Here is a 23031-nt window from a genome sequence, read left to right as displayed (position 1 = left end):
GCTGTATGAAGTATCCGTTGATCATCCGGCGCGCGATGCTGATCGCGAGCACCTATGCGCTGTGTCATGCGGGTGTCGCGCTGGCGGCACAGGACGGCGGCACCGCGCCGCGCGCCGGCACCCGGCCGGCCGTCAGCGAATTGACGCCGCAACCGGACGCCGCGGCCAGCGTGCCCGCGAACCTCGATACAAGCGCGGATTCGGACAGCGCGTCCGGCACGGCGCGCGGCGATGTCGCCGAACTGATGCAGCTGATTCACGACTCGAATCTGAGCGAACTGCGTACGACCTATAACGGCAGCTACGGCGCGAGTCTGTTTTTCTATCCTGCGAGGATGACTTATTACGTCGCGCTATTTCAGGATAAACATTTCTGGCGCGTGATCCGCTCGGCGTCGTCCGAACGCGCGGAAACGATTTACGCCGATTTCTCCCGGCAGACTGAAAAGCTCTCGGACGTCGAGATCCGGCGCACGCAATTGCAGGCGCAGAACACGTATCTGCAAGGGATCATTACGACGTCGCAGACGCAGGCGCAACGCCTGAAGGCCGATCTCGACGTCGCGCGCACGCAGCAGGCGAAGGTCGACGACTATCAGCGTCAGACTCGCGGCGAGGCGCTCGCGCTGCGCGCGGAACGCGACAAGGCGCAGGCGCAATTGCGTGAGGTGCAGAGCCAGGTGATGCAGTTGCAGCAACAGACGGAACTCGGCTTGCCGTCGCAGAAATAAACGTGTGAATGAAAAAAAGCCCGGCTGTGTATAACAGCCGGGCTTTTTTACGTCCGTTGCCGCGATTCGCTCAGCGGGCGAAGCGGTCGGGGATTTCGGTCACGCGCCGCTGCGACAGATGATCCGCCCACTCGGTGCTATTCGCCGGCATGGCGTTCGACCGGGCAGGGGCAGCCTGGTCGAGCAGTTGCAGCGCGGCGGACATCGTGACGCTGTCGTAATCGTCGGTGCCGAGCCAGTCCGGCGCGCGCGACGCGTTGCGTTTGGCCGCGGCGGCCGAGCCCGGCCGTCCGGGTACGTACGCACCGCGCACCAGGCCGTTGCCATGCGACGCCGAATTGGCGGCGTAGCGAGCCACCGCCGGCCGATGCGTATCCATACGCGCGACACGCCGCGTCGAAGAGGAATGGGTATCGGAGGGGAGTGCGGTGGGTGTCGTGGCGTTTCGAACCGAGGCTACGACAGAGGTGGACGTTGCCGTGGGCGTGGCCGCAGACGCAGTCCCGCCTGCAAGATCCGGCTTCCGCGCTGACGGCACAACATCCGCGCGAACCGCCGCGCCACCGGACGCCTGCGCAGCCGTCTCGCCCGGCGCCGCCGCTTGCCGCGCCACCGCCTCGACTTGAGCTTCCCGCTTCTGCGCCGGCGCATCGCCACGAGTCAGCAGCGTTTGCAGCGGTTTCAGCATATTCTCGACGACCTGCCGCGGTGTCTGATCGGCATGTTGCGCGAGCCGCAGCCACGCGAACAGCGCGACGCAGCCGAGCGCGCAGACGATGCCCGCCGCGACCGCGCGCCGCTGCCTGGACGCGCGCCGCCGCGCCGTTCTCGGCGTGCGAATCTTCAACGGGATGCGCGTGGGCCCGAGGGGGTTCTTGCGGGTGGTGTCGAACGATGCGGTTCGTGCGACCGGTTTCGGCGCGGCCGAACGCGACGCGCCGCGTCTGGCCGGCTTCGCCGCCACGAGGCGCTGCACGCCGAACCGCACGTTATCGAACGTGACCCACTGCCCGTACGCCAGCAGTCCGCCTTCGCCGATGCAGACCGTGCGCAACAGCGCCGCATACAGCGACTCCAGTTCCTGGCGCCAGCGCTGGCCAGTCGGCAGAAACGACCAGTCGCGCCCGAATGGCTCGGGCAAGCGTTCGAGCGGACGCAGGCGGGGCAGCGCATAAGCGCCTTCGATCAGGGTGAGCGGCGTGCTGGACATCGGCTTGTTCCGGTGTCCGTGACAGAACCACCGGCGAGGCAGTCACGGAATCTGTAGGAGACCGACGAAATTGCCGGCAGCCGAAAATAATGCCTCGAAACACACGCGCCGAGATTCGGACTATTTCTAAAATTCGGCCGATGCTTGCACGAAAAGTCGCAACGTGTATTCGAGACAGCGCCGTCCGGCGACCGCAAAAGCCGCTGTGCTCAGGCTTGAACCGCTCAGGGCTTGAACCGGTACACGTAGCGCAACGCGGTGATGTCGACGCCGCCCATATGATCGGGCTCGGCGCCGACGAACTGCCAGCCGTGCCGTTCGTAAAAGCCGATCGCCGCGGTATTGCCTTCGAGCACGTACAGATACAGCTGCGCTTCGCCCTGCGCGCGCGCCCAGTCCTCGGCGGCGCGCATCAGCGTGCGGCCGACGCCGATCCCCTGGTAGCCGGGTAGCGCATGCAGGTTGTCGAGCAGCACGCCCCACGCGGAGCCGGGTTGTCGCTCGACGCATACGAAGCCGGTCGGCTCGCCGGCCAGTTCGGCCAGCAGCACGATGCGCCGCTCGCCGCCCGGCGCGCGCAGACGCGCGTCCCAGTAGGCCGCGCGTTCGCGGCTGACTTCGCTGTCGAGAAACGCGTCGGGTAGCAGCCCGCGGTAGGTGGCCTGCCAGCTCGCGCTATGAATCGACGCGATCAGCGCGGCGTCGGCGGGCGTGGCGGGGCGCAAGGAAAGAGCAGGGGTGGTTTGCATCGTCATCGTCAACTAGGTATGGCCTTGCGCGGTCCTCTATCGTGCCGCCCGGTGGCAGCCTGTGTAAGCAAACTGTATGTATTTCGCAACAGCGTTATCAGCAGTAACATACGTGGCACCGGTCCCGCCTGATGTACAGCGTTTACCCTGATAGCGGCTCGACGCTTTGCCCATCAGAATGCGGCGCCCCCGGCGCGAGCCCCCTTGTCTCGTCTCGCGCGGTCCCGGCATCCGTCTGCCAAACGCAGTGGATCGTTCCAATTGCCACACCGTCACGGTCCGCGTCGATCCGCGCGACCGGGCGGCAGGCTTATCCGAGAGTGTCATGTCGACTGCGACCCACGTTGCTTCCGTCAAGGAAGAATCCAAATTCAAGACCGTTTTCCGCGTCGTCAGCGGCAACTTTCTTGAAATGTATGACTTCATGGTCTACGGCTACTACGCTTCGGCGATCGCCAAGACCTACTTCCCGAGCGGCAGCGAATTCGCGTCGCTGATGCTGTCGCTGTCCGTGTTCGGCGCGGGCTTCCTGATGCGTCCGCTCGGCGCGATCGTGCTCGGCGCGTACATCGACCATCACGGCCGCCGCAAGGGCCTGATTCTCACGCTGGGCCTGATGGCGCTCGGCACGCTCACGGTCGCGGCGATACCGGGCTACGCGACGATCGGTCTGCTCGCGCCGGTGCTGGTGCTGCTCGGGCGATTACTGCAAGGCTTCTCGGCCGGCGTCGAGCTCGGCGGCGTGTCGGTGTATCTGTCGGAGATCGCGACCAAGGGCAACAAGGGCTTTTACTGCTCGTGGCAATCGGGCAGCCAGCAGGTCGCGGTGGTGTTCGCCGCGCTGATCGGCGTCGCGCTCAACAAGGCGCTGCCGGCCGATCAGATGTTCGCGTGGGGCTGGCGCGTGCCGTTCCTGATCGGCTGCCTGATCGTGCCGTTCCTGTTCATCATCCGCCGTTCGCTGCGGGAGACCGAAGAGTTCGAGGCGCGCAAGCATCGTCCGAGCATGGGCGAGATCATGAAGTCGATGGCCGCGAACTATCCGGTCGTGCTCGGCGGCATGGGGATGGTGATCATGACCACCGTGTCGTTCTACATGATCACCGCGTACACGCCGACCTTCGGTAAGGAAGTGCTGAAGCTCTCCGCGATCGATACGCTGATCGTCACGGTGTGCGTCGGTATTTCGAATCTGATCTGGCTGCCGCTGTCGGGCGCGTTGTCGGACCGGATCGGCCGCCGTCCGGTGCTGCTCGTGTTCACGATCCTGACGATCCTCACCGCATATCCGGCGCTGCAGTGGCTGGTCGCGGAGCCGTCGTTCGCGCGGCTGCTCGCGGTGCAGCTGTGGCTGTCGTTCCTGTACGGCTCGTATAACGGCGCGATGGTCGTCGCGCTGACCGAAGTGATGCCGGTCGAAGTGCGCACCGCCGGCTTCTCGCTCGCGTACAGTCTGGCGACGACGATCGGCGGTTTCACGCCGGCGATCGCGACCCTGCTGATCCACGTGACCAGCAACAAGGCGGCGCCGGGGCTGGTGCTCGGCGTGGCGGCGATCTGCGGTCTGCTCGCGACGCTGTTCCTGTATCGCACGCCGGAGTCGCGCAATCAGTATCGGGCGGCTTGATGGTGGGTGTGCCGCGGTGACTCGTTGCGCCGCGCACGCTGAAGTAAAAAACCCCCGCGTTCTAACGAACGCGGGGGTTTTTGTTTGGCGAAGCGGCAGGCGGGCTGAAACCCGCCGGTCGCGCTAGCCGTGCCGCAGTTCCTGCGCGACCGCCCCGACGACCTCGTCCCACGCGCCCGGCCGCGGCTGCCGCACCAGCGTCGCGCCCGGATACCACGGGCTGCGCGCGTCGTCGTCGAACCAGCGCCAGTCGGGCGCGAACGGCAGCATCACCCACAGCGGCTTGCGCAGCGCGCCGGCAAGGTGCGCGATCGACGTATCGATCGACACGACTGCATCAAGCCGCTCGACGATCGCCGCGGTATCCGCGAAGTCGCCGATCCGCCGCTCGAAGCGATGGATCGACGCGGCGCGCGGATGCGCGTCGAGCGCCGCGCGCTCGGCGTCGGACAACTCGGGCTGCAGCACGATCCAGTCGATGCCGTCGAGCGCGAACAGCGGCTCGAGCGCGGCGAGCGGCATCGTGCGGGTTTCGTTGCGCTGGATCCGGCCCGACCACGCGAGCCCGATCTTGCGTTTCGCGTGCCCGCCGAGCGAGCCGCGCCATTTGCGGCCGTAGGCCGGCGGCACGTCCAGATACGGGGTGCGCGCCGGAATCGTGTCGTAGCGGGTGCCGAGCGCGAGCGGCAGGCTCAGGAGCGGAATCTGCAGATCGGCGGCGGGGCGCGGCTGGCCCTGCGCGATCAGCGTCACGCGCCACGCCTGCGCGACGGGCGCCAGCAGCGGCAGCAACTGCGGCTGCACTTCGAGCACCACCCGCGCGGCGCGCTGCGCGGCGAGCGGCACGAAGCGCACGAACTGCAGCGTGTCGCCGAAACCCTGCTCGGCATGGATCAGCAGCGTATGCCGCTCGATCGGCTCGCCGTGCCAGCGCGGCAGCGTCTGGATGGCCGGCTGCGCGAGCGTTTGCAGCCGCCATTCGTATTCGGGCAGCCCGCGCGCGAAGTCGCGCATCGCCAGCCACGCGAGCGCGCGGTTCATGTGCGCGGAGGCCAGATCGGGGCGCAGGCGCAGCGCCTGATCGAGCGCGCGCACCGCGGCCGCGTGCGCGCCGAGCGCCTGATGCGCGCTGCCGAGCGCGAGCCACGCGAGCGCGAATTGCGGGTCGAGCCCGACCGAGCGCTCCAGATACGGCAGCGCCTGCGCGGGCCGGCCGAGCGCGGCGAGCGCGTTGCCCATCCCGTAGATCGCCGGCGGCAGGTTCGGCTGCAGACGCAGCGCGGCCTCGAACGAGGCGACCGCTTGCGCATGGCGGCCGGTCGCATCGAAGGTATTGGCCAGATTGAACAGCGCGGCGACGAAGCGCGGCTCGGTCGCGAGCGCCGCTTCGAAGCAGGGCACCGCTTCGTCGGGCCGGTCGAGCGCGTTCAGCGACATCCCCATATTGTTCAGCGCGCCCGCATGGCCGGGGCGCAATTCGAGCGCGCGGCGAAACGAGGCGATCGCCTCCGCGTGGCGGCCGAGCGCGTGCAATGCGTTGCCCAGATTGTTGTGCGACGACGCGTCTTCCGGTTGCAGCCGCAGCGAGCGGGTGAACGCGTCGGCGGCGTCTTCGTGACGGCCCAGCGACGCGTACGCGTTGCCGAGGTTGTAGTGCGCCATCGGAAAGGTCGGCGCGAGCGTCAGCGCGTTGCGGAACTGGTCGATCGCCTCGTCGATCTGGCCGAGCGCTTTCAGCGCGTTGCCGAGGTTCAGTTGCAGCGCGGCGTCTTCGGGGCGCAGATCGACCGCGCGCCGCACCAGCGCCGCGGCTTCAGCGTGCTGGCCCTGCTGGTGGCGCAATACGCCGAGCAGATGCAGCGCGTCGACGTGCGAGGGATCGAGGTCGAGCGTCGCGCGGTAGCCGCGTTCGGCGTCGTCGAGGCGGCCGTCACGATGCGCGGCGAACGCGCGGTCAAATACTGGTTGCATGACGGGGAGGGGCGTTCGGATCGGACTGAGCGCGCATTTTCCCATACTTGCCGGGGCGGGCCGGAAATTGGGCGGGTGGGGAGCTGGACGCGTGCTCGGCGCTGGGTGCTATGCCTGTTGCATGCACGCTTCGTACACGCCCGCGTACGCGACGCGCTTTGATGCGGCGCACCGCTGGCGAGTTAAATGGCGGCGTACACTAGAGCGCACTGTTGCCCCTCCGGAGTTCCGCATGGACGCTGCCGATTACGACGCGTCGCCGGTGCTGATCGTCGGGGCTGGTCCCACCGGACTTGCCGCGGCGATGAGTCTCGCGCGCGCCCACATCCCTGTGCGTCTGATCGACAAGGCGCCGCAGCCGAATCCGTATTCGCGCGCGGTCGGCATTCAGGCGCGCACGCTCGAACTGCTCGAACAGCATCGGCTGATCGAACCGTTTCTCGACCTCGGCCATCGCGCGCGCGTCGCCAATCTGTTTTCGAACGGGATGCGGCTCGCGCAGCTCGATTTCGATCCGTTGCACACCCGCTATCCGTATCTGCTGTTCCTCGACCAGTCGGTGACCGAGCGGCTGCTTACCGAACATCTGGCGACGCTCGGCGTGACGGTCGAGCGCGGCGTCGAACTGACGATGTTCCTGCAAGGCTCGGCGAGCGTCGAAGCGACGTTGCGGCACCCGAACGGCCGCAGCGAAACGATGCGCCCGGCCTACCTGATCGCCGCCGACGGCGCGCATAGCCCGATCCGCCACCGTCTCGGGCTGAGGTTCGAGGGCAAGACGCTCGAACAGAACTTCCTGCTGGCCGACCTGCAGGCGCAAACCGACTGGCCCGACGACGAGTTCCATATCTTCGCGTCCGGCGAAGGCCTCGTCGCGCTGTTTCCGATGGGGCACGGCCGGCATCGGCTGATTGCCGATCATGCGGTCGCGCCGCTGTTCAGCGCGGTGGGGCCGGCCGCGGTGCCGGCGACCGCCGGCACGGTAGCGCCGGATGCGCCCGCGGGCACGCCGCCTGACGCGAACCTGCCGCCGCCGTCGCTCGAACAATGCAAGGCGCTGATCGCGCGGCGCGTGCGCGAGCGGGTCGACGTGTCCGACCTCGCGTGGTCGGCGCATTTCCGGGTGAACAGCCGGATGGTGGACCGGCTGCGCGTCGGCCGGGTGTTTCTGGCCGGCGATGCCGCGCACGTGCACAGTCCGGCCGGCGCGCAGGGGATGAACACCGGCATTCAGGAAGCGCTCAATCTCGGCTGGAAGCTCGCGCGGGTGATCAACGGCGCGGCGCCGGACCGGCTGCTCGACACCTACCACGCGGAACGTCATCCGATCGAGCGCGATGTGCTGCGCCAGACCGGCTTCATCACGCAACTGGCCGAGGCCGATCACGGTCCGCTCAAACTGCTGCGCGAGCGCGTGATGCCGGTGCTGGCCGCGCTCGGTCCGCTGCGCGATGCCGCGCGGGCGACGATCAGCGAGCTGTCGGTCCAGTACCGGCGCAGTCCGCTGACGCTCGAACGGGTGCTCGACGGCGGCCCGCGCGCGGGCGAGCGCGCGCCCGATGCGCTGGTGCACGTGATCGACGGTCCGCTCGGGCGGGCGCCGGGAGTCGGGTGCATTTTCGATCTGCACGATCCGGCGTATTTCTCGCTGTTTTTGCTGGTGCCGCCGCTGCCGGTCGACGACACACCGCTCGATCCCGCCGCGAAGCACGGGCCGCCGCCCGACCCGGAGGTCGAACGGCTGGCTGGTGAAGTCGAGCGGTTGCTGCCCGGCGCGGTGCGGATCTGGCGTATCACCGATACCACCGGCGACGGCGCGCCGGCGCTCTCGGAATCGTATGGACGCACGCGGCCGGCGTTCTATCTGGTGCGGCCGGACGGCTATATCAGCGCGCGCGGGCGCACCGGCTCGGACCTGCATGGGCTGGTGCGGCACTGCGAGGCCTGGTACGCGATGGGCAGCGAGGTCGTGGCGCCGGTGGCGTTGTGAGTGTTGACTGCGCTCGCGCGATGGGGGGCGGACGCGAAGCGACAGGGCCTGACCGCGCCACGCATCGCCGCATGCGTCAAAAGGAAAGCGGCTGGCGCGGTGCGGACCGTACAGGCCGCCCCGTGCCAGCCGCCGGGCTGGTGACACCGTCTAAACCGGCGCCTAAGCCGCCGGTGCGGGCGCCGGCGCCGCAGCAGCCGGCGTCAACTTCTCCCGATACCGCACGATCGCCTCGCGCGTGAAGTCCGTCAGCGCGAGACCATACGCGTCCGGCGCTTCATCGAGCGAGGCGAGCAGCGCGCGGCGCATCCGCGGCTCCCACGAGCGGCGGATATGTTCGGCGACGCCGGTCAGCGCTTCCTCGTGATCCGGCATCGATTCGAAGAAGTCGCCGATCCGGTTCGCCATGTCGATCAGATTGCGAATGTCCATGGCTCGCCTCACTTACCCGAGGTCACGTTGGCCAGTTCGCGCTGCTTGAGCAGATCGAGCTGTTCGCTGTTAAAGCGCGAATAGTCCTTCTGCCATTGCGACGGCTGCTCGACCGGCATCACCTGCACCGCGGTCACTTTGTACTCCGGACAATTGGTCGCCCAGTCGGAGCTGTCGGTGGTGATCACGTTGGCGCCCGATTCGGGGAAGTGGAACGTCGTATAGACGACGCCAGGCTGCATCCGCGAAGCCACCTTCGCGCGCAGCACGGTCTGTCCGGCGCGCGATTCGATGCCGACCCAGTCGCCGTCCTTGATCCCGCGCTCCTCGGCATCGTCCGGATGCAGTTCGAGCCGATCCTCTTCATGCCAGCGCGAGTTGTCGGTGCGGCGGGTCTGCGCGCCGACGTTGTACTGCGACAGGATCCGGCCGGTGGTCAGCAGGAGCGGATACTTGCGCGTGACTTTTTCCGGCGATGCGAAGAACTTCGTGATCACGAACTTGCCCTTGCCGCGCACGAATTCGTCGACGTGCATCGTCGGCGTGCCGTCCGGTGCGTGTTCGTTGCACGGCCACTGGATGCTGCCGAGTTCGTCGAGCTTGCGATACGACACGCCGTGGAAGGTCGGCGTGAGGCGCGCGATCTCGTCCATGATCTCGGACGGATGCGTGTAATCCATCTCGTAGCCGAGCGCGTGCGACAGCAGCAGCGTGACTTCCCAGTCCGCGTAGCCGGCGAGCGGCGGCATCACCTTGCGCACGCGCGAGATGCGGCGCTCGGCATTGGTGAAGGTGCCGTCCTTTTCGAGGAACGACGAACCGGGCAGCAGCACGTGCGCGTACTTGGCGGTCTCGTTCAGGAAGATGTCCTGCACGACGATGCATTCCATCGCCGACAGCGCCGCCGCCACATGATGCGTGTTCGGGTCCGACTGCACGATGTCCTCGCCCTGGCAGTACAGGCCCATGAAGCTGCCGTGCAGCGCGGCGTCGAACATGTTCGGAATCCGCAGGCCCGGTTCGGACTGCAGCGTGACGTTCCACTCCTGTTCGAACTGCGAGCGCACCAGCGTGTCGCCGACATGGCGATAGCCGGGCAACTCGTGCGGGAACGAGCCCATGTCGCACGAACCCTGCACGTTGTTCTGGCCGCGCAGCGGATTGACGCCGACGCCTTCGCGGCCGATGTTGCCGGTCGCCATCGCGAGGTTTGCGATACCGATCACCGTGGTCGAACCTTGCGCATGTTCGGTCACGCCGAGGCCGTAGTAGATCGCCGCATTGCCGGCGGTCGCATAGATTCGGGCCGCTTCGCGCAGCTGTTGGGCGGGCACGCCGGTGACCGCTTCGGTCGCTTCCGGCGCGTTCTCCGGCAGCGCGGCGAAATCGCGCCACTGTTCGAACGCGCGGGTTTCGCAGCGTTCGGCGATGAACTCGTCGGCGAGCAGCCCTTCGGTGACGATCACATGCGCGAGCGCATTGACGATCGCGACGTTGGTGCCGGGGCGCAACTGCAGATGGTGGCTTGCCTTCACGTGCGGCGTATCGACGATATCGATGCGGCGCGGATCGACCACGATCAGCTTCGCGCCTTCCCGCACGCGGCGCTTCAGACGCGAGCCGAACACCGGATGGCCGTCGGTCGGATTCGCGCCGATCACCATGATCACGTCGGTCTTGTCGATCGACGCGAACGTCTGGGTGCCGGCCGATTCGCCGAGCGTCGTCTTCAGCCCATAGCCGGTCGGCGAGTGGCACACGCGCGCGCAGGTGTCGACGTTGTTGTTGCCGAACGCGGCGCGCACCAGCTTCTGAACCAGATAGGTTTCCTCATTAGTGCAGCGCGACGACGTGATGCCGCCGATCGAATCGCGGCCGTGCTTCGTCTGGATGCGCCGGAACTCCGATGCCGCGTAATTGATCGCTTCGTCCCAGCTGACTTCGCGCCACGGGTCGGTGATCTTCGCGCGGATCATCGGCTTGGTGATGCGGTCCTTGTGCGTCGCGTAACCCCACGCGAAGCGGCCCTTCACGCACGCGTGGCCTTCGTTCGCCTGGCCGTTCTTGTGCGGCACCATCCGCACGACCTGGTTGCCCTTCATCTCGGCCTTGAACGAGCAGCCGACCCCGCAATACGCGCAGGTCGTGACGACCGAGTGCTCGGCCTGACCGAGCATCACGACGCTCTTTTCCTGCAGCGTCGCGGTCGGGCACGCGGCGACGCACGCGCCGCACGATACGCACTCCGAATCCATGAACGGCTGGTTTTCGCTCGCGGCGACGCGCGATTCGAAACCGCGGCCGGCGATCGTCAGCGCGAACGTGCCCTGAGTTTCCTCGCACGCGCGCACGCAGCGATTGCAGACGATGCACTTCGACGGGTCATACGTGAAGTACGGATTCGATTCGTCCTTCTTGTCTTTCAGGTGATTCGCGCCGTCGAAGCCGTAGCGCACTTCGCGCAAACCCGTCACGCCGGCCATGTCCTGCAGTTCGCAGTCGCCGTTGGCGGGGCAGGTCAGACAGTCGAGCGGGTGATCGGAGATGTACAGCTCCATCACGTTGCGGCGCAGCGACTGTAGCCGCTCGGTCTGCGTGCGCACCTTCATGCCGGCTTCGACCGGTGTCGTGCACGAGGCCGGATAGCCGCGCCGGCCCTCGATCTCGACGAGGCACAGACGGCACGAGCCGAACGGTTCGAGCGAATCGGTCGCGCACAGCTTCGGCACGTTGACGCCGGCTTCGGCGGCCGCGCGCATCACCGAGGTGCCGGCCGGCACCGTGACCGCCTGGCCGTCGATTTCGAGCGTGACGTCGATGTCCGCGTGACGCGCGGGGGTGCCGTAGTCGGTATCGTCGTGGAACGGGTTGGCCGCGCGGGCCTGCGCCTGCGCTTTGCACGCGCAATTGCCGGAGCCGCAGCCGCCGACGGGAGAGTTGAGCTGATCGGACATGGTAAGGCTCCTGGGTCAGGCCGCGGCTTGGGTCGCGTGGTCGGCGGAATCGGCCGACGCGCCGGCGAGACCGAAATCTTCGGGGAAGTGATCGAGCGCGGATAGCACCGGGAAGGGCGTCATGCCGCCCATCGCGCACAGCGAACCGGACACCATCGTGTCGCACAGATCGCGCAGCAACTGGACCTGGCGCGTCGACGTATCGCCGTTGCGGATCCGCGCGATCACCTCGACGCCGCGCGTCGAGCCGATCCGGCACGGCGTGCACTTGCCGCACGATTCGAGCGCGCAGAAGTGCATCGCGTACTGCGCGAGTTCGGCGAGATTCGACGTGTCGTCGTGCACGACGAGACCGCCGTGGCCGATCACCGCGCCGACCGCCGCGTATGCTTCGTAGTCCATCGGAATGCCCCACTGGCTTTCCGGCAGATAGGTGCCGAGCGGACCGCCGACCTGCACCGCGCGCGCAGGCCGCCCGCTCGCGGTGCCGCCGCCGTATTCGTCGAGCAGCTCGCGCAGCGTGACGCCGAACGCGAGTTCGACGAGGCCGCCATGTTTGATGTTGCCGGCCAACTGGAACGGCAGGGTGCCGCGCGAGCGGCCCATCCCGAAGTCCTTATAGAAGGCCGCGCCGCGCGCGAAGATGACCGGCACCGTGGCGAGCGTGATCACGTTGTTGATCACGGTCGGCTGACCGAACAGACCGGCGAGCGCCGGCACCGGCGGCTTCGCGCGAACGATCCCGCGCTTGCCTTCGAGCGATTCGAGCAGCGCGGTCTCCTCGCCGCAGACATACGAGCCCGCGCCTTTCGCGACGAATAGTTCGAAGCGATGCGCGCTGCCCAGCACGCTATCGCCGAGCCAGCCGGCCGCGCGCGCGCGTTCGATGGCCGCATCGAGCGTCGCGATCGAATGCGGGTATTCGCTGCGCACGTAGATGTAGCCGACCGTCGCGCCGGTCGCGACGCCCGCGATGATCATCCCTTCGATCAGCAGGTACGGATCGCTTTCCATCACCAGACGATCGGAGAAGGTGCCCGAGTCGCCTTCGTCGGCATTGCAGACGATGTACTTCTGCGCGGCCTTTGCGCCGCGGACCGTGCGCCACTTGATGCCGGCCGGGAACGCGGCGCCGCCGCGGCCGCGCAGGCCGGATTCGATCAGCGCTTCGCAGGCGGCGTCGCCGTCGGTTTGCAGCGCGGCGCGCAGGCCTGCGAGGCCGCCGTGCGCGACGTAGTCGTCGATCGACAGCGGGTCGGTGATGCCGATGCGCGCGAAGGTCAGGCGCTGCTGCTTCTTCAGATACGCAATCTCGTCGACGATGCCGACGCCGCGCGGATGTTCTCCGCCGTCGATAAAACCGGCATCGAACAGCGCGGCGACGTCCTGCTCCTCGACGTTCGCATAACCGACGCGGCCAGCGGGCGTTGCCACTTCAACCAGCGGTTCGAGCCACAGCAGTCCGCGCGAACCGTTGCGGACCAGTTCGACCGCGATGCCGCGGCGCGCGGCCTCGGCTTCGATCGCTTGTGCGACTGCGTCGGCGCCGAGCGCCAGCGCGGACGAGTCGCGCGGAACGTAGATGCGGGTCATGCCGGCACCTCCACGCATTTGCGAGCTGCGGCGAGCAGCGCGTCGAATTTCTGCGGTGTGACGCGCGCGTGCAGCGTGCCGTTGAGCATCATCGCGGGCGACAACGCGCATTGGCCGAGGCAGTACACCGATTCGAGTTCGACCGTCGCGCCGTGCTCGTGCGCGGCGTCGAAGCGGCAACCGGTGTGCGCCTCGATATGCTGCGCGAGCGCTTCGGTGCCCATGCTGCGGCACGCTTCCGCGCGGCACAGTTGTACGGTCACGGGGGCGGGCGGCTGGCTGCGAAAGTGGTGGTAGTAGGTGATCACGCCGTGCACTTCCGCGCGCGACAGATTCAGCGTTCGGGCGAGCGGCGCGACCGTGTCAGGCGGGACGTAACCAAGCTCGTCCTGAATGGCGTGCAGGATCGCGATCAGCGAGCGGCCCGGTTGCGCGTGACGTTGCACGAGCTGCTCCGGCGCCGTAGCGAGGGAATCTTCCAATGGGGGCTCCTCCAAAGCTATATATGCACTTGTTATTCATAATACGTGCACGTATGCTTCGTCTATTCGATATGGTATAGCCGAACGATAGGCGCGCCGGCGGGCGTGTGCAATAGGAGAAACCTCAACATATATGATCAGGGTCGAATGTCAGGTCGAGCTGGTGGTGAAGGGCACGGACGGCTACGAGGCCAGCCTGTCGGACGTGGTGCCGCTGCTCGCGCTCGTCGATGAATCCGGCAGCATCGCGCAGGCCGCCGCGCTTAAGGGTTTGTCCTACCGGCATGCGTGGGGTTTGCTGCGCGGCATCGAGGAGCGTCTGGGCGGTCCGTTGATCTCGAAGGAGCGCGGGCGCGGCTCGGTGCTGTCCGAACTCGGTCATGCGGTGCTGCGCGCGCAGCGGCTGTGCGGCGAGCGGCTCGACGGCAATCTGCAGGCGCTGGCGAGCGAAGTGGCCAGCGATCTGAACCGCTGGCTCGCGCCGCCCGCCGACGACGTGCGCATTCACGCGTCGCACGGCTATGCGGTGGCGGCGCTGGTGACCGCGCTGGTCGCGGGCGATCAGCCGGTCGACATCAAGTACCGCGACAGCGCGGACGCGGTCAGCGCCCTCGCGCGCGGCGAGTGCGATCTGGCGGGCTTTCACCTGCCGCTCAACGAATTTCGCACAACCTGCGCCGACGTCTACCGGCGCTGGCTCGATCCGCAGCGCCACGTGCTCGTGCATCTGACGCGGCGCAAGCAGGGCCTGTTCATCGGCAAGGGCAATCCGAAGGGGATCGACGGTCTCGGCGACCTCGCGCGCGACGATATCCGCTTCGTCAACCGCCAGCCGGGTTCCGGCACGCGGATGCTGCTCGATCTGTCGCTGCGGCGGGTCGGCGTGGACCCGGATCGCGTGAACGGCTATGCGTCGACCGAACTCACGCATTCGGCGATCGCCGCGTTCGTCGCGAGCGGGATGGCGGACGTGGGCTTCGGCGTGGAGCCGGCCGCGCATCATTTCGGGCTCGACTTCATTCCGGTCGTCGACGAGGACTATTTCTTCGCGTGCGACCGCGCGCGTCTGTCGCGTGCACCGCTCGCGGCGGTGATCGAGTTGCTGCGCAGCAGCGGGTTTCGTCACTGCGTCGAGCAACTGGACGGCTACGATCCGCGCGATTGCGGGCGGATCGTCGATCTGGCCGAAGGGCTCGGCGAAGCGGTGGCGTGAACGGCGGGTTGCGTGGCGTGCTTGAGCGGCGGGCTGAGCGGCGTCTTGAGCAGTCGTTCCGGCGCCGACGTAAGAGCGCGTAAACTTAAATGCACATAAATGCGGGTCCGGCGGGGCCGTGCCGCTGCGCGGCGCGCCGGTTTCCGCTACTCTTCTGGCTTCGTCTCCGCTTTAACCTCGCGCCAACGCGCGCTCAACCGACATGAAAGCTTTTCTTCACGCATGTGCCGCCGTTGCCGCGGCAGGTGTGCTTTGCGCCACCACCTCCGTCGCCTTCGCCCAGAATTCCCCCGGCGTGCCGGGCGGCATCCTGAACGACGAATTCCGTATCAACGAGCATCCGCAGATGCCGTTCGCGGCGTCCGCGCCGTCGGCCAAGTATCAGCACGGCAAGCGTTCGGCGGCGCGCAAGCGTGGCGACATGGGCGACCCGAACGGCTGTAACCTGCAGTGCCCGCAGGACGAGTAAGGACCCTCGCGGGACTCGTCAGTTGATGCAACGCCGGCTTTTGAGCCGGCGTTGTGCTTTTGTTGGCGGAGTTTTTGGGCGCCCCGGTCTCATTTCCGCAATTTCCGTATTCGCGACGCTCGGCGCCGCGAGCGATCGCGCGTTGTTATAGCGGTGTTGTCCCCGGCTCGGCCCGGGACCTCGGCGCTTCTCAAGGCTTCGCGATGTGCCAGACATCCTTGAAGCCGTCCCCCTTTGAGTCTCCAGCCTGCTTGTCGGCCGCGTAGCGATACAGCGGATGGCCCTTGTACGCCCATTGCTGCTTGCCGTCCGCGGCAGGGATCAGCGTCCAGTCGCCGGACGGCTTGTCGGTCGATGCCGCGGTCGCCGCCGGCCAGTTGCTCATGCAGCCACCGGTGCAGGCGCTGACGCCGGGCGTGGTGTCCTTGTCGAAGGTGTAGAGCGTCATGCCGTCGGCCGTGACGAAGCGGCCGTTGTCGAGCTTGGGCGGTTCGGCGAACGCGCTCGTCTGAAGCGCGGCGAGTGCGAGCGGAGCGATGCAGAGGATGATTTTGCGCATGATGCGGACTCCTGTGTTGACGACGTGTTTGACGAGTGACGGCGCGCTTCGGATGCAGGCAGCGAGGAGATGTGCGGACCGCCGCGCGGCGGTCGCAACCAGTGAACGGGTGAGGGCGGAGGTTTATTCCAGGCCGGGCGGCACGGCTGCGGACTTTTGTTATTGCCGCGCGACGACGCGCAAAGAAAAACCCCGGCGGCCTTGAGGGGCTGCCGGGGTTTTGGGGGACGCTCTTGACGAGCGTCCTGAGTGTTTGGTGGCGGTGTCCACCTCGTATTGAGGCTGTGAATCCCGTCATACAAGGGTTTGCGCAGCGGGGTATCAGCCCTATACCACCGCATATGCCACCGCGCCGAAGCTTCTGACGGCTGATCCGGGCGCGATGTAACACTGTCAAGACAGGTCGCCTATCGTGCGCGCGTGCGGACCGGCGACATCGTGCAGTCCGACCGCCCCCACCCCCACCAGACCGGGGGCGATGGTCCCCTTCGAATACCCCCGGGTACCCGGGCTTAGGTGAGTCTCTCAGACCAGACGCCGTTTTTTTTAGTGTTTACAACCTGGTTGTTTACGCGGGGGCGGATGGCCGCGACCCGTCAGGTGTAGTCGTCCGAGCAAGGCAACGAGCCGTCGTCACCCTTGCGGGCCCTGCCGCGTGGCCGCCTGACCGGATCAAGACGCAGCACCGGGAGAGCGAACGGTCTACCTGCGCAAGCGCGTCACGGCGGGCTGATGCGCTCCCCGTCAACTGGTGTCCAGGATGTCGGTGCACCGCTGTTTCACCTCGGTGCGTCGCTGGGCAATCAGGGCCTTGCGGGTCGCGTGGCGGAAGTTGAATGCACCGACCGGCAGCCGTTGCACAGGGTCGCCCGCTCTCTACCCGTGCCAGGCCCGGCACGCCTCCCCCCAAGACCTCGACCCGGGGACGCCCACGTGAGTAGGCGGCTCGTCTGCGAAGACCGCATGGCTACGCATTTCCGCAAATATTGAAACTTGTTTGTATTGAAGCAATGAGAGGGCGGACTCATTTTCATGTACGGTCGTTTGGCGTATTCTCCAGACACAAAAAACGACCAGGCCGATAATCGTGAGCCATTCCGGGAACTTCAGCTTCCTCGCCGAGCACTCGCCACTCCTCGCGCAACTTGGCGCGGCAGCGGAGAATGCATTTGCCGCCGACCCCAACACGACACTGATCAAGCTTCGGCAATTCGGGGAGGCGATGGCTCAGGACCTTGCCGCACGATTGGGCGTAGAGTTCGAGCAGATGAGTCAGGCTGACCTGCTCTATCGGCTGGAGCGCGAGGCCGGACTCGACCGGACCATCCGGGGCCTCTTCCACACCCTGCGCGTGGAAGGAAACAAAGCCACTCACGAATTCAAGACTCAGCACAAGGAGGCCATGGACGGCCTCAAGGTCGCGCGCGCGCTCGCCATCTGGTTCCATGAATCATTTGGAAAGCAGGGCACTGCATTCAAGCCCGGCCCGTTTGTTCCGCCAGCGGACCCCAGCTCGCACCTACGCAATCTCCAGAACGAGATCGATCAGCTCAAGGCGCAACTGAAAGCCGCCTCGCAAACGCTCGAAGACAACCAGCAACTCGCCGACCTCGTCGCGCAGGAGAAACAGGAGTACGAGACGCTCGCGTTGCAGATGGACGCGGAGGCGAAGACATACAAGGAGCTTGCGCACGAACAGGAGGCAGCCCTCAAGAAGGCCCAGGAAGAGTTCGACGCCAAGGTAAAGCAGTTTCAGGCACAGCTTGACGCCCAGCAAGCCAAGGAAGCACAGGCGAGCACGAAAAAGGCGACGAAGAATCTCGTGCTGAATGAAGAGCTGACGCGCATCCTTATCGACCAACAGCTAGTCGATGCGGGATGGGTCTCCTTCCCTTCGATCAGCGCGTTGCACATGCGATGGAAGGTATTTACAAGATGACGAACTGGACTCATGTGCAACGCAAATGGCTCGATCGACTGGCGAAGCAACTCGTCCATGAGGTGGTTATCGATGAGCAGTTCGTCAACACCACGTTTGCCAACGATGGCGGCGCGAAGCTGTTGAACAAGACACTGGGTGGCAAGCTCGACGATGTGCTGCAAGGCCTCGCCGGGGCACTCTGGCCGCAGGTGGCATAATTCCCGTCTTGGGGATCGCTTCGTCCGTTCAATAGTGATTTACATCGTGTTCCGCCCGGAAACTGCCTGCGGGCACTGTACTATTCTCTAGTCGTGCGCCTATCGGCTATGTTGCGATTGCGAAGAACGAGCTAACGACGAATCAAGGCTTTAAGAGTTTCGTGCTACCTGATGGTCTGGACAGCAGATTCGTGTACTACTACCTTCGTTATATCAAGCCAATTGCGGAGCAACGTGCGACTGGTACAACGTTCAAAGAGTTGTCGGGCGGAGTTGCCGCAAAGCTACCTTTTTTAGTAGCGCCAGAACGTGAGCAGCGACGCATCGCCGACAAACTCGACACCGTGCTCGCGCGCGTGGATGCGTGCCGTGACCGTTTAGCTCTCGTGGCGCCTATGCTCAAACAATTCCGGCAATCAGTACTAGCTGCCGCTGTTGCGGGACAACTGACAGAGGCGTGGCGCAGGGAGAACGCGGATCTTGTGCACTCCGCTCATGACGCGAAGACGAACGCCGAAGAAGATGTGCCAGAGATTGAACGATGGTTGGTGTCTTTGCCAAAATCATGGCGCATTCGGAGAGCATCTGAGGCGGTCGCGGCTGACGCAGAAATTGTTTATGGAATTGTTCAGCCGGGACCCAAGCTCGCGGAAGGAGTGCCCTACGTCCGAGGGATGGACATCGTTGATGGACGCATCCAAGTGCATCAACTCCTGCGAACAAGTCCCGCGATTGCGAAAAAATATGCTCGCGCTGCTCTCAAGGGCGGCGATGTGCTGTTGGGTATCATCCGGGCTACGAAGGTCGCCATAGTCCCTGCCGAACTCGAAGGCGCAAATATTACCCAAGGGACGGCGCGTTTTCGCCCATCGAATTCATTATCAACGCGTTATCTTGCAATTGTGCTGGAGGCGCCAGCAACGCAACGCTGGTTGCACGCCCACTACCGCGGAATCGATATGCCAGGTCTAAATTTGGCTGATGTCAGACGAACACCGATTCCTGTGCCGCCAGAGGATGAACAAGCCGAGATTGTCCGCCGCGTTGATTCGCTATTAGCGATTGCCGACGGCCTTGAAACAAAGCTGAAGAGTGCTCAATCCGCAATGGACCGTCTGACGCCTGCCATTTTAGCTAAGGCCTTCCGTGGCGATCTCGTCCCGCAGGACCCGAGCGATGAGTCCGCCGCAGCTCTGTTGAAGCGGCTGAAGGCACAACGGTCAGGTGAAAGCAAGGCGAGCAAGGGGGCGCGCACAAAACGCGCCCAGTCCGTTGCGGGGCGGTAAGCAGAACCACCTTCGATTGGCTAGTACTTCGCGTTTCAGCCGTCCGAACTCGGAAAGCTTGGCTGCGCGTCGGACGTTGCTGGCGGTCCTAGGGTTATGCGGGCGGCATTACTGACGTAAAGTCAGTCGTACCATCCGAAGTCCGCCGCATCGGCCTCGTGTCGCTCCCAGACGGGCGGATACCACCATATCCGGTAACCGTTCGACGCGTCGCGCCAGTCGCGCTCACGACACCAGCCCGCCCGGCGCAGCGCGGCTGCCAATGCAGGGTTGGTTGCGTTCGTGCCGATGCGCACACCGCGTATCGCCGCGCGGATGTCGGCGAACGACCGGCGCATGCAGCGCTGCTCAGGCGGCAGCGCGTCCCGCCAGCGCACGAGCTGCGCGTCAACGGTGTCCGCGCGCAGTCGGGCGAGTTCGAGCCTCTTCTGTTCGACGCGTAGCAGGTGCGTGGCGCGCGCCGTGCGCCGGAGGTCTTCGGCCTCATCGGCGGCTGCGTGCTCGCGCTCACGCCTTGCTGCGACTTCGGCCTGCACCCGTTGCGCCTGCGCAATGGCACCGGTGCTATCGCGCAGCGTCTGATTCGCCCAGTCGTTCATGTAGCCCATGTCAGTTCTCCCGACGCTCAAGCTGCGCTGCGACCGTGGGTGTCAGGGCGGGTGATGGCGCATGCAGCCGTTTTGCGGTCCGGCGGCTCGTCGAACAATGGCAATTTCGGGTGGGTCGTCATAATGCGCTCCTGTTGAGGTGAGGAAAAACAGGATAACCCTACTCACCTTTGAATATTCCGGCGAATATCCTGATTGCATGTGGTAACCCATTTATTGCGCACGCCTGCGCCGCGTCGGTCTGGCGTTCAAACTGGCGAAAAAATCGTCCGTTTCGCTCGCAGTACATGGTTGCGCGCCGGATTCCGGGTTTTGAGCCGCAACGCCGCAACAGCCTTGCTGGGCTTGGGTTTCGCCGTTGCGGCTGCGCTCTTCGAAAATGTCAGCCGCAACGCTCTCAGCCTTATCTGGCGGGCTTGTTGCGGCGTTGCGGCTAGAATCCGGGTTTCCCGGCGTAGGTGGTGTATTGGACGCGTTTCGCTCGACCGATTCGCCCTGTTCGGATTGCTCGCCGCCGCCGTCGAGGTAGCGCGACCAACACTCTGTAAACTGCTGGCGTTCATAGCCCTTCGGCGTCGATTGAGGGCCGGTGCGGACTCCTTTTGACCGGATTCCGAACCCGCTCAGTATCCGTGCGACTTGGTTGGGTGTGATCGACTTGCCCGGGTTCCAAGTTGCCCAGCGCGCTTCTTCGTCCCTGGCTAGCTCCGTGCACAGATCGGCGGACGAGATCTTATCTATGGCGAGGCGGTCGAATACGTCCCGGATTGAGCGCAGCATCGCGACGCCTATGCCGTCGTCCTGTTCAAGCGTGCTGTGGGTCAGTACCTGCGCCACGCGCCACCAGCGACGTGGGCGATTGCCAGCAGCGTCTCCCAGTTGTCCGCGTCGCGCCCGTCGAGCGCCTGCAACGCGATTGCCGGGCTTGCGCACGCCTGCCCCACGGCAGCGGTGTTGTCGGTGGCCCAGCGGGCGATGCGCCCGCGCAGCGGTTCGAGCGCGCGCTTGTGCGCCTCGCGCAGTTTCTTGACCTTCGCGTCTTTCAGCTTGCGCTGTAGCTGCACGACAATTGAGCGGCTCATAAGCGTGTCGCTCAGCCGTCCGATGCCCGCGAGTGCGAGCGGTGCCCACGTGCTGAACGCGCGTACATCGTGCTTGTCGCCGACGGTGCGCAGGACTGTCGCGCTCGCGCGCGTGTGACCGGAATTGAGCAGCGCGTGCAGTTCCGTCGCGTCTCGCGGGATGCGATCAGCCTCGTCAATCAGCAGCGTCAGGTGACTCAGCTCGATCACCCGAAAGAGCGCGGCAGGCGTCACGCTCACAGTTTGCAGCTGGTGGCGCGCGAGTTCGCCGATGATTTCCAGCAGGACCGTCTTGCCGCATGCCTTTTCAGGCGCTGTGATAAAGAGGCGCGGGCTGACGCGCACCACCTCGAACACGTGCGTCATGAGAACCCATAGCGCCGCCGCGTGGATGCCCTCCTGGTCGCACACGACGTACTGCCCAATCACTGCGGCAATCTCATCGAGCAGCGCCGCGCCATCGACGGGCAGCGGCCACGGCTCGACCGTGGACCACGATAGCGGGTGGCCCCCGAGCGCGCCGTCCCCTGCGCCGCCGCGTGCATCCCGAACGTCGTCATCGAGTGCGGACGCGCGCATATGCACTGCCCTAGCGAGTTTTTCACGGATGCCTTCGTAATCGCGGCGGCGCATCTTCGCAAGCTCATCAAGCATCGCATCGTGCGGTTGCGCCGCCAGCCGCTCGACCTCGCGTGCAATCCGGTCGTCCGTGCCATTCGCCTGTGCTGCGGTGTCAGCCTGCGCAGCGCCGTCTACAGCGTCGTCGTGTGCATCGTGCGACGTGCCGGCACTGGCATCATTGAAGCGGGGCGCCGGCTTCGGCCACCTCCAGCCGCAACGTTTCGCGCTGTTGATGAGTGCGCCGATGTCGAGCGTGCCGTTAGGCGTGATCGAATCAAACTTCGCGCGCGCAACGCCGTTCTTCACAGCTTCCGCATACTGCGGTGCGGGGAATGAGTATGCGTCGACGTGCCGGTACCTCACGTCGAGCGGCCATTCGTACTGCACGCAGAACTGTTTGAGCGCGTACAGGCCGCCGAGCCATCCGAGGCACGTCAGGGTGTCATGTGCGTCGTGGTCCGAGTCGAACGGATCCGGGGCCTCGACGTGCGCCAGAATGTCGGCGAGTAGCACGTCATTCTCCGGGGTGTAGGACCAGTCATGCACGACGCCTGCGCCCAGATCGCTGTTATCGACCCTCGCGCCGTTCGCATGGTCGTTCATCCGTGCGCCGTTCGGTACTGGGGCCGCCAGCAGGTCTATCAACCATGCGGGTGCGGGTGCCACGGGCATGTCGTACTCGACGGTGTAGGGTCCGGTTATGTCCTCTGGCGGAGGCGGAGGGCTCGTCGTGATCGACGGCGGCGCGACAACGTACCCCTTCTCACACTTCACATCCACCCCTTCGCCGAGCGCGTTTTTCCGGCTCGCGATTCGCACGCCTGCAGGCACAGTGAAGTAACGATGCTTCCCGCCGCTGCCCGAGCGGACCCGATATGTCGCGGGCAGCGCTCCGTGCTGTGCTTCGAGCGCAGCGAGTCGCGCCTCGCCATCCTTGCCGTGCTGAATGTCCGTGTCGATCACCAGCAGGCCGCCCGACATCGCGCCCGTTGCGACGGCGATGTTCACGTGCTTGCGCTTGTACTTCGCAAACAGGTCGCGCGCCTCTTGTGGAGCGCTCACGGCGTCCTTGAAGCCGTGTTCGTTTGCAGGTTCTTTGTCGCCCGCCTTGAGTGGTAACACGGCCCAGCCGCGCGCCGTGTACTCGTCAACGGCGGCTAGGATCGCTGCACGCTCCGGGCGAGGTTGCGGGTGAGATTGTTCGGGGTGTGGTGCAGCTGCGCCATCGAACAGCGGTTGCGATAACAGGTCGCTCATGCCAGTATGACCTCGCAATGTAGTGAAACGTCGCCGACCGGTCGTGAAGGATGGGTCG

General features: G+C 65.6%; 17 protein-coding genes and 2 pseudogenes. 9 read left to right on the top strand and 10 right to left on the bottom strand.

The features are described from left to right. Positions 1 to 5: 5 nt before the first annotated feature. Complete coding sequence (locus BTH42_RS18700) at positions 6 to 731, top strand: DUF2968 domain-containing protein (protein ID WP_075302092.1); 726 nt, start codon at positions 6 to 8, stop codon at positions 729 to 731. Positions 732 to 801: 70 nt separating this feature from the next. On the opposite strand, the gene BTH42_RS18695 is transcribed toward BTH42_RS18700, so the two are convergent. Both BTH42_RS18695 and BTH42_RS18690 read right to left on the bottom strand, forming a co-directional pair. Further along, positions 802 to 1941, bottom strand: a complete 1140-nt coding sequence (locus tag BTH42_RS18695; protein ID WP_075302090.1) for a hypothetical protein — start codon at positions 1939 to 1941, stop codon at positions 802 to 804. A 224-nt stretch (positions 1942 to 2165) separates the two neighbouring features. Beyond that, entirely contained in the window at positions 2166 to 2690 is a 525-nt protein-coding gene (locus BTH42_RS18690; protein ID WP_075302212.1) for a GNAT family N-acetyltransferase, read from the bottom strand. A 325-nt stretch (positions 2691 to 3015) separates the two neighbouring features. Between BTH42_RS18690 and BTH42_RS18685 the strand changes: the two genes are divergently transcribed. Then, positions 3016 to 4317 carry an MFS transporter gene (locus tag BTH42_RS18685; protein ID WP_075302088.1) on the top strand — a complete coding sequence of 434 codons (1302 nt, stop codon included), beginning with the start codon at positions 3016 to 3018 and terminating at the stop codon, positions 4315 to 4317. Positions 4318 to 4440: 123 nt separating this feature from the next. Here the strand turns inward: BTH42_RS18685 and BTH42_RS18680 are convergent, their stop codons facing one another. Further along, positions 4441 to 6288, bottom strand: coding sequence for a tetratricopeptide repeat protein (locus BTH42_RS18680; RefSeq protein WP_075302086.1), 1848 nt, complete (start codon positions 6286 to 6288; stop codon positions 4441 to 4443). Positions 6289 to 6520: 232 nt separating this feature from the next. Between BTH42_RS18680 and BTH42_RS18675 the strand changes: the two genes are divergently transcribed. Next, the gene (locus BTH42_RS18675) at positions 6521 to 8278 is read left to right on the top strand and encodes an FAD-dependent monooxygenase (protein WP_075302084.1); all 1758 of its coding nucleotides are present in this window, start codon (positions 6521 to 6523) and stop codon (positions 8276 to 8278) included. A 162-nt stretch (positions 8279 to 8440) separates the two neighbouring features. Here BTH42_RS18675 and BTH42_RS18670 read toward each other — a convergent pair whose 3' ends face one another. From BTH42_RS18670 to BTH42_RS18655, 4 genes are read right to left on the bottom strand one after another with little or no spacing between them, the layout of a single operon-like run. Then, complete coding sequence (locus BTH42_RS18670; RefSeq protein WP_075302082.1) at positions 8441 to 8710, bottom strand: formate dehydrogenase subunit delta; 270 nt, start codon at positions 8708 to 8710, stop codon at positions 8441 to 8443. Positions 8711 to 8718: 8 nt separating this feature from the next. Beyond that, positions 8719 to 11664, bottom strand: a complete 2946-nt coding sequence (fdhF, locus tag BTH42_RS18665; RefSeq protein ID WP_075302080.1) for a formate dehydrogenase subunit alpha — start codon at positions 11662 to 11664, stop codon at positions 8719 to 8721. A gap of 15 nt (positions 11665 to 11679) precedes the next feature. Continuing rightward, positions 11680 to 13257: an NADH-quinone oxidoreductase subunit NuoF gene (locus tag BTH42_RS18660; protein WP_075302078.1), complete on the bottom strand. Its 1578-nt coding sequence runs from the start codon at positions 13255 to 13257 to the stop codon at positions 11680 to 11682. Continuing rightward, complete coding sequence (locus tag BTH42_RS18655; RefSeq protein ID WP_075302076.1) at positions 13254 to 13739, bottom strand: NAD(P)H-dependent oxidoreductase subunit E; 486 nt, start codon at positions 13737 to 13739, stop codon at positions 13254 to 13256. Before BTH42_RS18655 ends, BTH42_RS18660 begins: the two co-directional genes overlap by 4 nt. A 133-nt stretch (positions 13740 to 13872) precedes the next feature. On the opposite strand from BTH42_RS18655, the gene BTH42_RS18650 reads away from it, so the two are divergent. Continuing rightward, positions 13873 to 14952, top strand: a complete 1080-nt coding sequence (locus tag BTH42_RS18650; protein ID WP_075302074.1) for a substrate-binding domain-containing protein — start codon at positions 13873 to 13875, stop codon at positions 14950 to 14952. A 202-nt stretch (positions 14953 to 15154) separates the two neighbouring features. Beyond that, a complete protein-coding gene (locus BTH42_RS18645; RefSeq protein ID WP_075302072.1) occupies positions 15155 to 15421 on the top strand; it encodes a hypothetical protein in 267 nt (88 codons plus the stop codon). 190 nt (positions 15422 to 15611) lie between these two features. Here the strand turns inward: BTH42_RS18645 and BTH42_RS18640 are convergent, their stop codons facing one another. Then, entirely contained in the window at positions 15612 to 15980 is a 369-nt protein-coding gene (locus tag BTH42_RS18640) for a hypothetical protein (protein ID WP_075302070.1), read from the bottom strand. 1087 nt (positions 15981 to 17067) lie between these two features. On the opposite strand from BTH42_RS18640, the gene BTH42_RS18635 reads away from it, so the two are divergent. From BTH42_RS18635 to BTH42_RS35815, 4 genes and pseudogenes are all read left to right on the top strand, one after another. Beyond that, complete coding sequence (locus BTH42_RS18635; RefSeq protein WP_083654846.1) at positions 17068 to 17919, top strand: DUF4145 domain-containing protein; 852 nt, start codon at positions 17068 to 17070, stop codon at positions 17917 to 17919. Continuing rightward, a complete protein-coding gene (locus BTH42_RS18630; RefSeq protein ID WP_256702094.1) occupies positions 17916 to 18119 on the top strand; it encodes a type I restriction-modification enzyme R subunit C-terminal domain-containing protein in 204 nt (67 codons plus the stop codon). The genes BTH42_RS18635 and BTH42_RS18630 overlap by 4 nt, the downstream gene beginning before the upstream one ends. Before the next feature lie 59 nt (positions 18120 to 18178). Further along, positions 18179 to 18463 (top strand): annotated as a pseudogene (locus BTH42_RS36070) (restriction endonuclease subunit S); the annotation flags it as partial. Positions 18464 to 18514: 51 nt separating this feature from the next. Continuing rightward, positions 18515 to 19405 carry a restriction endonuclease subunit S gene (locus tag BTH42_RS35815; RefSeq protein ID WP_256702098.1) on the top strand — a complete coding sequence of 297 codons (891 nt, stop codon included), beginning with the start codon at positions 18515 to 18517 and terminating at the stop codon, positions 19403 to 19405. Between the two features lie 122 nt (positions 19406 to 19527). On the opposite strand, the gene BTH42_RS18620 is transcribed toward BTH42_RS35815, so the two are convergent. After that, a complete protein-coding gene (locus BTH42_RS18620; RefSeq protein WP_075302064.1) occupies positions 19528 to 20013 on the bottom strand; it encodes a hypothetical protein in 486 nt (161 codons plus the stop codon). Positions 20014 to 20226: 213 nt separating this feature from the next. Then, a pseudogene (locus tag BTH42_RS18610) lies at positions 20227 to 22973 on the bottom strand (bifunctional DNA primase/polymerase). Between the last annotated feature and the right edge of the window lie 58 nt (positions 22974 to 23031).

The sequence above is a fragment of the Burkholderia sp. SRS-W-2-2016 genome, assembly GCF_001931485.1.
Taxonomy (GTDB): domain Bacteria; phylum Pseudomonadota; class Gammaproteobacteria; order Burkholderiales; family Burkholderiaceae; genus Paraburkholderia.
Note: the sequence above shows the minus strand (reverse complement) of the source record. Positions and strands in the feature narration are given on the sequence as shown.

What these genes read in the sequence shown, in the direction of transcription:
- BTH42_RS18700 (WP_075302092.1), top strand. Translation starts at nt 6, where the DNA reads ATGAAGTATCCGTTGATCATCCGGCGCGCGATGCTGATCGCGAGCACC.
- BTH42_RS18695 (WP_075302090.1), bottom strand. Translation starts at nt 1,941, where the DNA reads ATGTCCAGCACGCCGCTCACCCTGATCGAAGGCGCTTATGCGCTGCCC.
- BTH42_RS18690 (WP_075302212.1), bottom strand. Translation starts at nt 2,690, where the DNA reads ATGCAAACCACCCCTGCTCTTTCCTTGCGCCCCGCCACGCCCGCCGAC.
- BTH42_RS18685 (WP_075302088.1), top strand. Translation starts at nt 3,016, where the DNA reads ATGTCGACTGCGACCCACGTTGCTTCCGTCAAGGAAGAATCCAAATTC.
- BTH42_RS18680 (WP_075302086.1), bottom strand. Translation starts at nt 6,288, where the DNA reads ATGCAACCAGTATTTGACCGCGCGTTCGCCGCGCATCGTGACGGCCGC.
- BTH42_RS18675 (WP_075302084.1), top strand. Translation starts at nt 6,521, where the DNA reads ATGGACGCTGCCGATTACGACGCGTCGCCGGTGCTGATCGTCGGGGCT.
- BTH42_RS18670 (WP_075302082.1), bottom strand. Translation starts at nt 8,710, where the DNA reads ATGGACATTCGCAATCTGATCGACATGGCGAACCGGATCGGCGACTTC.
- fdhF (WP_075302080.1), bottom strand. Translation starts at nt 11,664, where the DNA reads ATGTCCGATCAGCTCAACTCTCCCGTCGGCGGCTGCGGCTCCGGCAAT.
- BTH42_RS18660 (WP_075302078.1), bottom strand. Translation starts at nt 13,257, where the DNA reads ATGACCCGCATCTACGTTCCGCGCGACTCGTCCGCGCTGGCGCTCGGC.
- BTH42_RS18650 (WP_075302074.1), top strand. Translation starts at nt 13,873, where the DNA reads ATGATCAGGGTCGAATGTCAGGTCGAGCTGGTGGTGAAGGGCACGGAC.
- BTH42_RS18645 (WP_075302072.1), top strand. Translation starts at nt 15,155, where the DNA reads ATGAAAGCTTTTCTTCACGCATGTGCCGCCGTTGCCGCGGCAGGTGTG.
- BTH42_RS18640 (WP_075302070.1), bottom strand. Translation starts at nt 15,980, where the DNA reads ATGCGCAAAATCATCCTCTGCATCGCTCCGCTCGCACTCGCCGCGCTT.
- BTH42_RS18630 (WP_256702094.1), top strand. Translation starts at nt 17,916, where the DNA reads ATGACGAACTGGACTCATGTGCAACGCAAATGGCTCGATCGACTGGCG.
- BTH42_RS35815 (WP_256702098.1), top strand. Translation starts at nt 18,515, where the DNA reads ATGCTCAAACAATTCCGGCAATCAGTACTAGCTGCCGCTGTTGCGGGA.
- BTH42_RS18620 (WP_075302064.1), bottom strand. Translation starts at nt 20,013, where the DNA reads ATGGGCTACATGAACGACTGGGCGAATCAGACGCTGCGCGATAGCACC.